Here is a 13,490-nt window from a genome sequence, read left to right on the forward strand (position 1 = left end):
ATGTCGTTGAATGCCCTCTGAAAAGCTCAGTAGTATCAATCCGCAAAGTTCCTTTTTGACAAAAGCCGGGGCCTACGCGCCTCTTATTATCCTATTTTGCTCGGTTGTGCTGATTGGCAGCCTTTCCCGCCTTATGCTTGTGTTGTGGCAGCTTGATCGGGTGTGGGAGACCGGTATCCTGCCGACAGTATTTCTGCAGGGACTGAGAGTGGATCTGATCCTGGCGGGTATGGCGGTAGCGCCACTTCTGCTTGTCCTGCCTGTGTTGGGTCACCGCTACAGCTGGTCTGCCTGGAAGAAGCTCACCGCGTTCTGGGCGGTTCTGGCGATTACGCTGGTTGTGTTTATGGAACTTGCCACACCGACGTTTATCAGCCAGTACGATGTACGACCCAACCGTCTGTTTATCGAATATTTGAAATTCCCACGGGAAGTTTTTTCGATGCTGTGGACCGGGTTCAAGCCCACGGTGTTTCTGAGTCTGGGGTTTACCGCGGGCGCCATTGCGTTGTTCTGGCGAGCACTACGGCCCTGGCTTCGCGCACCTGTACCCTCAAGCCACAAAAAGGCGCTCCTGGTGTGGCCCCTGGTGGTTCTGACCGTGTTTATGTGCGTGCGCTCAACCACAGGCCATCGTCCGGCGAATCCGGCCATGTTTGCCCTGACGTCCGATCCGCTGGTTAATTCACTGATTATCAATTCAACCTGGTCGGTTTCCTTTGCGATTTATAATCTCAAACATGAAACCGAAAACAATCAGAGTTATGGCTCAATCACCGATGAGGCGATGTTGAACGAGGTCACAACGGCTCCCTGGCTGACAGGCTACCAGTTTCCCTCCGAACGCTATCCCACCATGCATCATCAAACGCCTGGCACTGAGAGGGCCACTCCCCTGAATCTGGTGATTGTGCTGGAGGAAAGCCTTGGCGCAACGTTTGTTGAATCGCTCGGCGGCCGGCCGGTTACGCCCCGGCTGGAGGCGCTGAAAAGCGATGGCTGGTGGTTTGAAAACCTCTACGCGACAGGAACCCGCTCGGTGAGGGGGATCGAAGCGGTGATCTCCGGGTTTCTGCCGTCAGCGTCGCGCAGTGTGGTGAAGCTGTCATTATCGCAATCACATTTCTTCACCCTGGCGGGGCTTCTGGAGCGAAACGGCTACAACACCGGTTTTATTTACGGAGGCGAGGCGCATTTTGACAATATGCGTAGCTTCTTTTCTGGGAACGGGTTTCAGCATATTGCGGACCAAGGCGATTATGCTAACCCGAATTTTACCGGCAGTTGGGGCGTCAGTGACGAGGACCTGTTCAACAAGGCAAACGAAGAATTAGAGAGGCTGCATGCGTCTGGCCAGCCATTTTTTCGTCTGGTATTTTCTTCTTCCAATCACACGCCATTCGAATTTCCCGATGGTAGGATCTCGCTGTATGACAGCGAGAAAAACACCGTTAACAACGCGGTGAAATATGCCGACCATGCGTTGGGCGAGTTTATAGAAACCGCGCGCCAGCAGGACTACTGGAAGAATACTGTATTTCTGATCGTCGCCGACCATGATGCCCGTGTGTGGGGTGACGAGCTGGTGCCGATCAAGAATTTCCACATTCCGGGCTTGATCCTTGGCGGCGAAATTGAGCCAAAGCGCGTAAGCACCATTGCCAGTCAGATTGATCTGGCGCCCACCCTGTTGTCGCTGATGGGCCTTGAGACGGATCACCCGATGATTGGCCGTGACATCACCAGGGATCCGGATGCGCCCGGTCGCGCGATGATGCAGTTCAATGACTACTATGCGTGGATGGGAAGCGATTATCGGGTTACGGTTCTCAGGCCAGACCGGGCGCCGCTGGACGGCCTTTATGATCTTGAGTCTGGCAAAACTGACTATCTGAATACGCCGCCTCCGGGAGCGTCGTTCCAGCGCGCTCTGGCATTTGCCCAGCTTCCACTATGGCTCTACCGGGAGCAAAAATACGACTTGCCCCAGAAGGATTGAGCATTAGCGCCGGCGGGCCAGTAGGCTGTTAGCTGACGAGGTCTTTCATTAAAACCAGAAAGACCGTGCCCTCGGCGTCCGATTTTTCCACCTGAAACCTCCAGTTAAGGCGTTCACAAGCGAGTTGCACGATCAGCAGGCCGAAGCTGCTTTGATCAAGCTTTCTGGTTCCGGGTCTGCTGACGGCTGAAATGTTCTCAATGACCGACTTGTTAAGACCTTTGCCGAAGTCCTGAATTCGCAGGGTCTGGTCAGCCACAGCAATGTGCACGTTGGCTTCGGTGTGTCCCAGAGCGTTCTGCAGCAGATTGCGAATAATCATTCTGACGAGGGAAGGCTCAGAGTTCAGGATGACGTGATCCCGGTCATGATGAAATACCGTTCGGCCGTAAAAAGCCGGGTCCAGATCCTTGATGTCGGAAATGATTTCGCCGATGGCCGATACCACATCGATCCTGTCTGAGTCGCCCATTTCCGGTTGTCCGCGGGCAATGCTCAATAGCATTTCTGTGTCTTCCCGCATTGTGCGGGTGGCCTTGCGGATTCGTTTCACCGTTTTTTGGTCCGCTTCCGAAAGTGTCTGGCGCTGTTCCAGAACATCCAGTGCACCCAGAATAACGGCCAGAGGCGTCCTGAGTTCATGGCTGGCAAGTTTAACGAACGACTTTTCCCGTTCAAGCACCGCCTCCATGGCCGAAAGGAACCGATTGAACGCGTCTGCAATCTGATTGAACTCCTGATGCCGATAGTTACGTGACAGTCGCTCCATGGACGCGCCTGGCTCGGTGGCCAGCACATCATTGGTCAGGGTCTTCAAGGGTTTTAACAGATGAGCGGACGCAAATTTCGACACGAACAAGCCTACAAGCATGAGCCCGGCAGCCAGGGAAAGAAGTACGATCTGAATCAGGGATTCCCGGTTTTCCATAATCGTAATGTCTTCAGACACGTAGAGACGGCCTGGTGGTTGGGCGACCGTCTCGACGTTTAGTATTTTGGTTACCCCATCAAACTCGATTTCATTGGAATAGCCGACTGGACGATTCAGCAGATGCTTTGGCAGCATCGACTCTGGCGAATCCTCCGGCAGGAAATAAACGTCAAGGCGACCCGTTTTCCAGGTCTGGAAGGTCGGTTCTGAAATCTGCTGAGTGAAATACTCGGCATCAAGTTTCAGCTCCAGGCCCCGAATGGTGTCCTCCACATCGTTGACGAATACTTCCACGGCCACCATAGAAACCGCAACCGTGACGGCAATAACGCCAAAGATTGTGGTCGACAGGCGCCGGGAGAGCGAGTGCTGCTTCATCGTTCCGCCTCGCCGTCACCTGGCAGGTTCAGGCGATAGCCACGACCATGAACGGTTTTTATCAAGCCGTCCCCGAATGCTTTCTCAAGAGTTTTTCGCAGTGCATAGACGTGGGTGCGCAGAGTATTTTCGGCGTGGTCCGCAATGTCGTCGCCCCAGATCGATTCTGAAAGGGCATCGTGACCGATCAAGCTTGGGTAGGCGCGGATCAGCAGCTCAAAGAGCCTGGCGGGCGTGCCCGACAGTTCGGCCGATTTGCCTCGATAGTTAACGTTGAGTGTTCCGGGGTCGTATCGCAGTTCGCCCGCCTGAAGCCCTTTCAGGCTCGGGTTATAGCGTCGATGAAGGGCGTCAATCCTCAGTTGGAGTTCTCTGAGCTCAAACGGTTTAACCAGGTAATCGTCAGCCCCCATTTCAAAGCCTTTTTCTTTATCTTTGATCGCGCTGAGTGCGGTCATCAGAATGACCGGTTTTTGGCATTGCAGGTCCTGGCGGATACGACGACAAATCTCGAAGCCATTGACGCCGGGAAGCATTAAATCCAGAACAATAACGTCGTAGTTCTGGGTTGCCAGTAAATGCAGAGCGGTGAGCCCATCGGCGGCGTAGTCAAGGCTGTAGTGCTCATCACCCAGAAATTCGAACAGGTTCTCGGCGAGGTCATTCTGGTCCTCGACAATCAGGACGCGCAGCCGCGTCTGAATCAACGCATTGGAAGATTTACTGGTCATTTTGTGACAGTTCCTGTCGATGATTAGTCCCACTGAACGATAGCAGACGATATCGCCGGTTTATTGCTTCGGTCCTGGCATCCTCGATCCATTGTTCCGCCCACACTGGCTCCCAGTTTTTCGGAACGGCAATAAAGTAGGTTTCGTACTCTGAATTGCTTATCGTCGCAGGCAGTTCCTCAGGTGCTAACTCCTGAGCAGTTCCCCTGGAATAGTATCTCGCAGAGAAAGGCAAGTCGCCCAAATAGAAGAGCGGGCTGCTTTGAACCTGCGCCAGTTCCTGGTATTTGAGAACCATTTGTTTCTCGGTTTTCGGCGTCGCGACACCTTGGGTTACGAGTACAACAAAAATCGTCAACAGCACCGGCACGGTTCCTGCCAGCGGCCACCTGAACCTTTTAAACCATGCTAGATCCAGACTAATAAGCCACCGGGCAATCAGTATGGCGGAAAACGGTAACGATGGGAGTGCATAGGTCCAGAGTGTATTGCCAGCCATGGAAAAGAACAGCAGCGGACTGATGGTTGCCAGTAAAACGAAAAGCAGTGCGGGGTCGCGCAGTGCACGCACTGATTCCCTGGCGGTGCCCCGCCGGATCCAGGAAATAACCAGACCGCTGATGGCGATAATACCCCAGGGAAAACTGGCCCAGGTCCAGAAAATCCAGATCATGCCTTTGGGTTGAACATGCGCCGAGCCATAAAGGTCGCCCGCCCAACCGGGATCAACAAAACGACGGAAATGCTCGCCTATAATAAAGTAGTCGAGAAAGCCGGGGGTTTTCCATTCGGCAAGAATGTACCAGGGCAGGACGGCACAGACGGTCAGGATGCTCCCCCAGAACAAGGGGAAGTGTCTCAGCTTTGCCAGTGATGTGCGGATTAATAAAAACCATAAGCCAATTGGGATGCCGACCAGAACCGGGGCTAGTGGCCCTTTCGCTAAAAGTCCAATGGCGAGACCGACGAAGAACAGAGATCGCCAGTAACGGACATGCCCATTCATAACCAGACCGAAACTCACTAAAGACAAGGTTGTGCCGAGCACCAGAAAGGCGTCGGTCATCACCGCGCCGGCACTGATGTATGTCAGGGCCATGGACGAGAACACCAACGCCGACCAGCGAGCCGCTGCCTTCCCCCAGAGCAGCAAGGCAAAATGCCAGGTCAGGTAGACAATGCCGAGGGTGGCGAGCCAGGCTGGCAGCCGGATGGCAAATTCGGAAACCCCGAATAGCTTGATTGAGGCGGCTTGTGCCCAGAAAGATAAGGGTGGTTTACCCCAGAACGGAACGCCAGGTTCAAACCAGGGAGTTATCCAGTCACCGGTTTCGGCCATCAGGCGTGCAATCTCAGCGTACCGTGGCTCCGTTGTGTCGGCGAACGGAAAGAGCGCCATGCCGATAAAGCGACTTGCCAGAATGGCTGCCAGGACAAGAAACCAGGGGCTAAGAAGTCTTCGCATGGCGGTAGTGCCCTTTGCTGATGTTGCCTGATTTGCTGTTTGCTTGCCGGCTTTCGATAACCTCCTCTGTCAGATAGATGGGCCGCTGCTTCGTTTCGACGTAGGTCTTGCCGACGTACTCGCCAACGATGCCAACGCTCAGCAGCTGAATGCCGCCAAGGAATGTAATGATGGCGACCAGCGAGGGATAGCCACTGGTGGCATCTCCAAGCAGTGTCGCCTTGAGCACAATCCAGGCGCCAAACAGAGCGCCTACGGTTGCTGCAATCAAGCCCACGCCAGTGGCCCAGCGTAAGGGCGATGTTGAGAATGAGGTAAGCCCCTCCAGAGCCAGCCCGACCAGTCCTGGATAGTCCCACTTGGTGACGCCCGCTGCCCGGGGTGCGCGATCGTACTGAAGCACGACTGTGGGCATGCCGATCCAGGCAAAAAGCCCTTTCATGTAGCGGTTACGTTCGCCCAGAGACATTAATGCGTCGACCGCCCGGCGGCTCAACAGGCGGAAATCGCCGGTATCGACGGGAATGTTGGTACGGCTGGTGCAATTCAGCAGTCGATAGAAAAGGTGAGCGCTCAGGCGCTTCATCACAGACTCGCCCTGCCTGGAACGACGCTGCATCAGCACCACATCAGATCCCGACTGCCACGCCTCGACCATTGCCTGAATATGCTCGGGTGGGTCTTGCAGGTCGGCATCAATCACCACGACGGCATCGCCTGTGGCATGTTCCAGGCCGGCGGTAACAGCGGCTTCTTTGCCAAAATTACGGCTGAGTTTCACCAACCGCATGTGGCTGTGCTGGGCCAGAGTGCTGGCAAGATAGTTAGCGCTTCCGTCTTCGCTTCCGTCGTCAACAAACACCAATTCGGTAGCTACCGTCAGTGAGTCGAGGATGGGAAGCACTCGATCCAGAAATACCGGCAGCATCGTGCGCTCGTTAAAAACGGGCACTACCACGGACACAACAGGATTACCGGCGAAATTGGCCGGCTGGACATTAGATCCTTTCATGGAATACCAACCTCTGGTAGACGGTAAAGTTCAGTAGAGCCAGCACTGCCGTTGTGGCGAGCTGGGAAACAGTGACCGACAGCAACAGCCCCTGTTGAAGGAAGGAAAAAACAACAAAATTGGTTACCCACGCCAGCAGACACGACAGCACGTAACGCCAGACGGTCTTTTGGTGGGAGCCGGCGCCGGGAAAGGCCAGTCGCCGCTGGAAAAAATAGTTGGTTACTGCGCCACAAATGCTTCCTATAGCGGTTGCTGTCAGTGCAGGCAGTCCGGCCAGAACAAGAAGCGCCATTGAAGCCCAGTGGATAGCCGTTGCCAGCCCGCCTGCAGCCAGAAAACCGGTTACCTGTCTGCCGAGGGTTTGATTTAACGGCGAATTAAAAGCGTTTGATCTCACAATCAATGGGGGCCTGAAAAGGTGCAATAAACATCAAATGTGGTTTGATAATGTGGCCATGTTAGCGTCGGCCCTGTCAGGGAGAGGTGGTGGTAAGGTCAAGGAATTGTCAAAGTCGTGGAAAGCCAGGACAGGACCCGTGGCCTGATCCGAGGCGAGCTTGATTGTGGCCGGTAATGAGTCATGCTTTCAGGGATGCGTTCCCTATTGTTGAGTTCGTCGTCCGAACGAATCTGGACACTATCCCTATGCAAACCCCTATCGCAGCATCAGAGGCGTGAAGACCCAGGGCCGAGTCGACCAGCCCCGATTGCCCACCGGAATCTGGATACTTGGCTTCGTGAGCCTGCTGATGGATGTCTCATCCGAGATGATTCACAGCTTGTTGCCGGTTTACCTGCTTTCCGTTCTTGGCGTTAGTGCTGTCACCATTGGTTTTATTGAGGGAGCGGCCGAGGCGACGGCGCAGATCACCAAAATTTTTTCGGGCGCACTGAGCGACTATCTGGGCAGGCGCAAGGGGCTGGCGATATTAGGTTATGGCCTGGGCGCCGCAACCAAACCCATATTTGCGCTTGCGCCCAGCGTCGGTTGGATACTGACCGCTCGACTGACTGACCGGGTTGGCAAAGGCATCCGCGGAGCACCGCGAGACGCTCTGGTCGCGGACCTGGTGCCCAGCTCAATGCGTGGGGCTGCCTATGGCCTGCGACAGTCACTCGATACCGTTGGTGCGTTTGCAGGCCCGTTAATCGCTATTGGGTTGATGCTCCTCTGGGCCAACGATTACCAGGCAGTATTCTGGGTAGCGGTGATTCCCGCCGCACTGGCGGTCGGTCTGCTGATTTTTGGCGTTCGCGAACCCCAGCAGCCGGTCACCGAGGCGCGCCGGAATCCTATCAGCCGTGATGCGTTACGCCAGCTCGACCGTGCTTACTGGTGGGTCGTAATCCTTGGCGCGGTGTTCACCCTGGCGCGTTTCAGCGAGGCGTTTCTTCTGCTTCGCGCCGAAAGCAACGGGCTTGCCATTGCCTGGATGCCCATCGTATTCGTCACCATGAATGTTGCCTACGCGGTTTCGGCTTACCCCTGCGGGAAACTGGCCGACCGGGTCAATCACCAACATCTGTTAATGATCGGGCTGGGTTTGCTGATTGTTGCCGATATCATCCTTGCCCTTGGAGAGCACTGGCTTTGGACACTGGTCGGCTCGGTGGTTTGGGGGTTTCACATGGGCATGACCCAGGGCTTGTTCGCAACCATGGTTGCGAACGCGGCGCCAAAAAGCCAGCGCGGAACCGCTTTTGGCTTTTTCAATCTGGTGTCGGGCATTGCCTTGCTGATTGCGAGCGTGCTGGCCGGCCTACTGTGGCAATACGGCGGGCCAGCCCTGACGTTCTATGGCGGGGCCGGTTTCTGCGTGGTGACACTGATAGGGCTGGCCATTAGACCAGGTAAAGATAGAACGACACAGGCATGAACCATGGTTGTCGGGACTCAACAGCCTGGAGCCAACTCAATCAGGCGAACACGGTCACTGCCAGATCGCAACTGATCAGCAGACTTTGGCGTTTGGTCGCCCGGATAGGCAATGTCCTTAACCTGGTTTGCCAGACCAAGTTGTTGCAACTGGCGCTCCAGCTCCCCAAGTGTCTGGTTAAACGCGGGCAGCGGCTGAGGGACCAGTTGCCAATCCGCTCGGGCTTCCGCCCCAACCGTTCCAACAAACGCGACCCTGTCCGTAGCTATCCGGACGCCAGTTGGCCAGACCCTTAGAAACTCCCGATCAAAAACGCCTCCTTTCTCGCCAGGCTTGACCAGGCCAAAGCTCTGAGGTCGGTCATTCCATAACCATCCCCTAAAATCGGTGCATGGGTCATTAGAGCTCCACAGAGTAAAATGAGGCCCTCCAGAATGTCCGCTTTTGAGAAAAAGCGCAGGCGTTACGCCCGAATCTGAATGCCCGCTTTGCGACCAGGTTGGCCAGCAGAGAGCAATCTTCTGAGCCATACTTAAAGGCCCTTACCCTCCAAAGAGGGCCACGTCATGACATTTCCTATCAGCAAAGCTCCCTGGAACAAGGGAAAGCTCGTTGGCCAGAAGTTACCGCTCAAACTCGAACAAATATGGGCTATCCGCATTCGATTAGAGATTGCAAAGAACATTCGCGAGCTGGCGATGTTCAACATGGCGATTGATTGCAAACTCCGATCCTGCGATATGGTGAAGCTTCTGGTTCGAGATATTTCCAGAAACGGTGAGGTTATGGATCGGGCGCAAGTCATCCAGCAAAAAACCAGTCAGCCTGTCCAGTTTGAGATAACCAAAAAGACCCGCGAATCGGTCGAAGCGTGGATCGAATTGCGCGGACTCTCAGGAATGGATTATTTGTGGCCGAGCCGGATGCGAAAGTTTGACCATATCACTACTCATCAATACGCCCGTCTCGTCAAAAAGTGGATAACCAGCATTGGACTTGATCCCTCAGTCTACGCAACCCATTCAATGAGACGTAGCAAAGCGACATTGATCTATAAGAAGACCAAAAATATTCGAGCCGTACAGTTGCTATTGGGACACACAAATATGTCGAGCACCGTGCGATACCTCGGCGTCGAGGTTGAAGATGCTCTGGAGATAGCTGAGAGTATTGAGATCTAAAGGCGTAACTTGGCTTCTTGGTCCCTGGATGCCGCATCCGCTGCCAGCTCCAGTCGATGATTACCCTCGGGTTTAGATCAGGTTCCTCCAGTCGCTAAAACAAAAGCGAACATTCGTACTGCGTCTTTAGATAATTGCTATGTTGCTGGGGAGGTTGGAATTGCTCAGTGTGTTTGTGATGTTTTCGCCGCGTTTTTGGCGCAGTTGGATTGGTGGGATGGCCGGTCTTGCTAACAAATTATGCATGGCCAGCAAGGCGTCGAGTGGCAAAAAAAGTCCGCTTTCCAATATGATTTGATTTCACAGTCGTTTGGTGGGATCACCCGGGCGGTGCCCATTATTTTGTTACCATAGCGTCCGTTTGATATCCCTTTAGGTATAGATCAAAAGACTGCCTCGGCTTTCCCGACCGCCATTCCACGCTCGCCAGGAACACTGCCATGCACCACGAACGACTTGACCATTGGCAACACGACCACATTTTTGGTCAGGACAAAAGACGCTCCGGTGAGGCCCGCACACTTGTTGTCGTAGGCCTCACGCTTGCGATGATGGTGTGGGAAATTCTGGCCGGCATAATTTATGGCTCAATGGCATTGTTGGCAGACGGGCTTCACATGGGGTCGCACGCAGTAGCGCTTGGTATTGCTGCATTCGCCTATGCCTACGCCAGGAAGAATGCAGGCAGCGCACGGTTCTCTTTTGGTACGGGTAAAGTTAATGCGCTTGGTGGTTTTACCGGCGCGATTCTACTGGCAGCCTTCGCCCTCTACATGGTCATCGAGAGCGTGGGACGGTTTATACAGCCAGTCCCCATTTCCTTTGACGGTGCGATTTTTGTTTCCATCATCGGCCTGGTGGTCAACGGCGTATCGGCCTGGATATTGGGGGGTGCAGAGCATGACCATGGACACAGTCACGGCCATGATCACGGGCATCACCACGACCATTCTCACCATGATCATAACCGCCGTGCCGCCTACTTTCATGTGCTTGCGGATGCTCTGACATCGGTTCTGGCCATTGTGGCACTGTTAGCCGGAAAATATGCTGGTTGGAATTGGATGGACCCTATGATGGGTATCATCGGTGCCATTCTGGTCACCCGTTGGTCCTGGCATCTGTTGAAAGACACTTCGAAAGTGCTCCTTGACGAACAGCATCAAGACCTGGAAAAAACTGTCAAACAGGCCGTCGAAAATAACGATGCAAAAGTCGGTGACCTGCACGTCTGGTCGATTGGTCCCAACATTCATGCTGCTATTGTTTCGGTGGTTTCGCACCAGCCCGAATCGCCTTCGGTCTACAAGGATCGCATTCAGGCCCAGTGTCGATCCCTGGTGCATGTAACGGTCGAATTACACCAATGCACCGAACACCACGCTTTCGCACCGGAAACTTGCTGAGCCTGCAATGAAGGCAGGGCAGTTTGCGATCCCTATGGATGATTGCTATATTCGCGCTTCGTTGGGGAGTAGCCTGCTTCCGAAGTTCGGAAGAGTTCGTATCAACATAATTGGCCATATGCCATGGTACGAACACCTCTCGGTTGGCGAGACCATCGATATATCCATGCCCAAGGTCGGGCGTGTGGATATATCGTGGACTCGAAATGCCCGACCGGAGCCAGTTAGATGAACCCGATTACCCTTCTTTTACTTGCCTTTGCCATGTCCACAGATGCCTTTGCCGCTGCAATTGGCAGAGGTGCGACGCTAAAAAGCCCTCGTCTTCCAGAAGCCTTTAAGATAGGTCTCATCTTCGGTTCAATAGAAGCCATTACACCATTGGTAGGATGGCTGATCGGAAAGTCAGCATCTGGTTATGTGGAAGCGTGGGATCACTGGATCGCGTTTGCGCTACTGATGATTCTCGGTCTTCATATGATTTATGAGGGTATGAAACCCGAGGAAGACGGCGTAGAAAAGCCGGCGGAAAAGTCCTTGCTCCGGACCTGCATTACCGCTTTCAGTACCAGTATTGACGCCATGGCGGTGGGCGTGAGCCTGGCATTTATCAACGTCAATATCTGGATTGCTGCGGCTTTAATCGGACTGGCAACAACCCTGATGGTGACTATTGGCATAATGCTGGGCCGCGCTATCGGAGCTGTGATGGGGCACCGAGCAGAAATATTCGGCGGTCTTACGCTGGTTGCGGTGGGCGCCTGGATATTATACGGCCACCTGTAAGTTTCGTTTCTGAGGCTCAGAGTCACTTAGGCCCGGCATTCAAACCGGCGAGCATCGGTGATTTCAGGTATTAAACTGTTGCCTTGACTTCATCGATGGCCTGCCGACCTGGCTGTAGAGGCCAGACAGAATCGTCGAGGAAATGTCCGGATGCGATTGATGCGTATGGGTGATTGCCATGTTAACTCCCACGGTTGACTACAATGATATTTGAAATATCCAGCAATCTTGAAATCAGTCCTGAAGTTGTCTCTGAGCTGTTTACGATGGAAGGGGTCAATAGGGAGCTAAGTCCTCTCATCCGCAGACGGCCCCCTCCGAGCGGTCAAACAAGGCAATCTCCGATTGGCCTACTGGTAGGGTGCTGTTTTCAAGCTGGATACTCCTGTTTGGTATCGTGCCTATCGATCGACACAAGTTCTTTTTCGCTAGCATCGATCGACAAGTGGGATTCGCGGAAGAATCCAGCTCGTTTTGCAATAGGTTGTGGCGCCATCATCGGAACATAGATCGATACGGGACGGCATGCAGGCTAACCGACACTGTCGAATTTCAATGCAGGTTGCCCATGTTCACCTTGTTACTGACACCGGTTTACCGGTTCATTTTCAAGCATCGCCATCAGGTTCTCAGGTCTGCTTATGGTCGATCTTTCGATGCACCGCGTGCTGATTAGCACGCACACTATTCCAGACCGCGTCATTCTTGAATTCCGCGGGATAACGTTGGTTGCTCATGGCACTCTCTGCTATGCTCTAATCATAGGCTAGAAGTTTCTAGTGGACCCGGGTAAGTCCACCCTTTACATTGCGCCTTCGGCTCCATTTCATGGGCGCGCATGCTGCAAACGTTAGTAACTTTCTCTTCCTTTTTAATTGGAACTTGGTATGAGGCATGCTGAAAGGCACAGGACAGAACGGATTGGCTGGCTCCGTGCTGCGGTTCTGGGCGCAAATGATGGAATTGTATCTACCGCTAGTCTGGTTCTTGGGGTTGCGGCGGCAGGGGCGGACTCGAAGGCTGTCTTGGTTGCTGGTGTTGCCGGTCTTGTTGCAGGCGCTATGTCGATGGCAGCGGGTGAGTATGTGTCAGTCAGCTCTCAATCTGATACGGAGCGGGCGGATCTTGCCAGAGAGAGTGGAGAGCTCGTTAGGGAGCCCGAACAAGAACAAGCGGAATTGGCTGAGATCTACGTAAGGCGAGGGTTGGATCCAGAGCTTGCAAGCACAGTAGCAATTCAGCTCATGAAGCATGATGCGCTTGGGGCTCACGCACGCGATGAACTTGGTATTTCAGAGGTATCGACGGCTCGCCCGATTCAGGCCGCGTTTGCGTCGGCAGGTACATTCTCGGTTGGCGCGGCACTTCCCCTGCTCATCGTTTTGTTGTTGCCGAGTCACATACTTATGTGGGCTGTTCCAAGCAGCTCTCTCTTGTTCCTTGCGTTGCTGGGCTCACTAGCAGCAAGAACGGGGGGCGCTCCCGTTCTTGTGGCTGCTTCTCGGGTAACTTTTTGGGGCGCCCTGGCAATGGCCCTGACTGCGGGGATCGGTGCCCTTTTTGGGGTGGCCATTTGATTTGCCTACAGTGCTTTGTATCGCCTAAGAAGGCGCTGCTGCCGGACATATTTTCCACTGCGCTCCAAATTTGCCGTAGAGCGCGGCGTTATTCCAAAACCTGAATGTTCGCTTTGCGACCCCTTCGGCCATTTCATGGTGTCA

11 protein-coding genes and 1 riboswitch are annotated in these 13,490 nt (G+C 54.0%); of the genes, 6 read left to right on the top strand and 5 right to left on the bottom strand.

The features are described from left to right. Positions 1-133 precede the first annotated feature (133 nt). Complete coding sequence (locus QUE75_RS19960; protein WP_286255998.1) at positions 134-1,999, top strand: LTA synthase family protein; 1,866 nt, start codon at positions 134-136, stop codon at positions 1,997-1,999. 28 nt (positions 2,000-2,027) lie between these two features. On the opposite strand, the gene QUE75_RS19965 is transcribed toward QUE75_RS19960, so the two are convergent. From QUE75_RS19965 to QUE75_RS19985, 5 genes are read right to left on the bottom strand one after another with little or no spacing between them, the layout of a single operon-like run. After that, a complete protein-coding gene (locus QUE75_RS19965; RefSeq protein WP_286256000.1) occupies positions 2,028-3,308 on the bottom strand; it encodes a sensor histidine kinase in 1,281 nt (426 codons plus the stop codon). Continuing rightward, on the bottom strand, positions 3,305-4,039 hold the full coding sequence (locus QUE75_RS19970) for a response regulator transcription factor (RefSeq protein ID WP_286256001.1): 735 nt from the start codon (positions 4,037-4,039) through the stop codon (positions 3,305-3,307). The genes QUE75_RS19965 and QUE75_RS19970 overlap by 4 nt, the downstream gene beginning before the upstream one ends. Next, positions 4,029-5,504: an ArnT family glycosyltransferase gene (locus QUE75_RS19975; RefSeq protein WP_286256003.1), complete on the bottom strand. Its 1,476-nt coding sequence runs from the start codon at positions 5,502-5,504 to the stop codon at positions 4,029-4,031. The genes QUE75_RS19970 and QUE75_RS19975 overlap by 11 nt, the downstream gene beginning before the upstream one ends. Next, positions 5,488-6,516, bottom strand: a complete 1,029-nt coding sequence (locus QUE75_RS19980; protein ID WP_286256005.1) for a glycosyltransferase family 2 protein — start codon at positions 6,514-6,516, stop codon at positions 5,488-5,490. The genes QUE75_RS19975 and QUE75_RS19980 overlap by 17 nt, the downstream gene beginning before the upstream one ends. Then, positions 6,503-6,916 (bottom strand): GtrA family protein, encoded by a 414-nt coding sequence (locus QUE75_RS19985; RefSeq protein ID WP_286256007.1) that lies wholly within the window; start codon positions 6,914-6,916, stop codon positions 6,503-6,505. The genes QUE75_RS19980 and QUE75_RS19985 overlap by 14 nt, the downstream gene beginning before the upstream one ends. Before the next feature lie 277 nt (positions 6,917-7,193). Here QUE75_RS19985 and QUE75_RS19990 point away from each other — a divergent pair, with 277 nt between their 5' ends. From QUE75_RS19990 to QUE75_RS20010, 5 genes are all read left to right on the top strand, one after another. Then, positions 7,194-8,396, top strand: a complete 1,203-nt coding sequence (locus tag QUE75_RS19990) for an MFS transporter (RefSeq protein ID WP_286256008.1) — start codon at positions 7,194-7,196, stop codon at positions 8,394-8,396. A gap of 566 nt (positions 8,397-8,962) precedes the next feature. Next, complete coding sequence (locus tag QUE75_RS19995; protein WP_232903283.1) at positions 8,963-9,577, top strand: tyrosine-type recombinase/integrase; 615 nt, start codon at positions 8,963-8,965, stop codon at positions 9,575-9,577. Positions 9,578-10,017: 440 nt separating this feature from the next. Further along, positions 10,018-10,983, top strand: coding sequence for a CDF family Co(II)/Ni(II) efflux transporter DmeF (gene dmeF, locus QUE75_RS20000; RefSeq protein ID WP_022989549.1), 966 nt, complete (start codon positions 10,018-10,020; stop codon positions 10,981-10,983). Positions 10,984-11,034: 51 nt separating this feature from the next. Then, positions 11,035-11,204: riboswitch (yybP-ykoY riboswitch) on the top strand. 7 nt (positions 11,205-11,211) lie between these two features. Next, positions 11,212-11,769 carry a manganese efflux pump MntP gene (locus QUE75_RS20005; protein WP_023010643.1) on the top strand — a complete coding sequence of 186 codons (558 nt, stop codon included), beginning with the start codon at positions 11,212-11,214 and terminating at the stop codon, positions 11,767-11,769. 887 nt (positions 11,770-12,656) lie between these two features. Further along, positions 12,657-13,346, top strand: a complete 690-nt coding sequence (locus QUE75_RS20010) for a VIT1/CCC1 transporter family protein (protein ID WP_022989546.1) — start codon at positions 12,657-12,659, stop codon at positions 13,344-13,346. Positions 13,347-13,490: the final 144 nt, after the last annotated feature.

It is taken from the genome of Marinobacter shengliensis, from assembly GCF_030297115.1.
Taxonomy (GTDB): domain Bacteria; phylum Pseudomonadota; class Gammaproteobacteria; order Pseudomonadales; family Oleiphilaceae; genus Marinobacter; species Marinobacter shengliensis.

Bases quoted from the DNA above. Each gene is read 5' to 3' on its own strand.
- QUE75_RS19980 (WP_286256005.1), bottom strand. From the start codon at position 6,516: ATGAAAGGATCTAATGTCCAGCCGGCCAATTTCGCCGGTAATCCTGTT.
- QUE75_RS19995 (WP_232903283.1), top strand. From the start codon at position 8,963: ATGACATTTCCTATCAGCAAAGCTCCCTGGAACAAGGGAAAGCTCGTT.
- QUE75_RS19975 (WP_286256003.1), bottom strand. From the start codon at position 5,504: ATGCGAAGACTTCTTAGCCCCTGGTTTCTTGTCCTGGCAGCCATTCTG.
- QUE75_RS19965 (WP_286256000.1), bottom strand. From the start codon at position 3,308: ATGAAGCAGCACTCGCTCTCCCGGCGCCTGTCGACCACAATCTTTGGC.
- QUE75_RS20005 (WP_023010643.1), top strand. From the start codon at position 11,212: ATGAACCCGATTACCCTTCTTTTACTTGCCTTTGCCATGTCCACAGAT.
- dmeF (WP_022989549.1), top strand. From the start codon at position 10,018: ATGCACCACGAACGACTTGACCATTGGCAACACGACCACATTTTTGGT.
- QUE75_RS19970 (WP_286256001.1), bottom strand. From the start codon at position 4,039: ATGACCAGTAAATCTTCCAATGCGTTGATTCAGACGCGGCTGCGCGTC.
- QUE75_RS19960 (WP_286255998.1), top strand. From the start codon at position 134: ATGCTTGTGTTGTGGCAGCTTGATCGGGTGTGGGAGACCGGTATCCTG.
- QUE75_RS20010 (WP_022989546.1), top strand. From the start codon at position 12,657: ATGAGGCATGCTGAAAGGCACAGGACAGAACGGATTGGCTGGCTCCGT.